This is a genomic window from Pantoea sp. GbtcB22 (assembly GCF_019091025.1).
Taxonomy (GTDB): Bacteria; Pseudomonadota; Gammaproteobacteria; order Enterobacterales; family Enterobacteriaceae; genus Pantoea; species Pantoea leporis.
Genome location: NZ_JAGXKB010000991.1, coordinates 1 through 231, shown reverse-complemented (window position 1 = coordinate 231; position 231 = coordinate 1). Strand labels below are relative to the sequence as shown.

Genomic DNA, 231 nt, shown 5'->3' with positions numbered 1-231 from the left:
CAGATCCGCCAGCTTCATGGTCTCTGTGCCGGTAGCAAAAGAGCCTACGGTAAAGCTTTCCTGAAAATCGGCGTGGGTCAGATCGTGATAAGCCGGATCGAGGTCGGCTACCGTGCCCTGTTTCCACAGGCCAAGCGGATCGAGGTATGCATGCTGATGGCCGCGGGAGCGGTACGCATTAATCAGCTGCAGCACTTTTACCCGTTTGGAGTTGGGTGCCGGATCGGGCAC

1 protein-coding gene is annotated in these 231 nt (G+C 57.6%); it reads right to left on the bottom strand.

Features of this window, described 5'->3' with window-relative positions:
* Positions 1–231, bottom strand: a 231-nt coding sequence (locus KVT28_RS27275; protein WP_217551474.1) for a hypothetical protein, incomplete at both ends; no start/stop codon positions are given.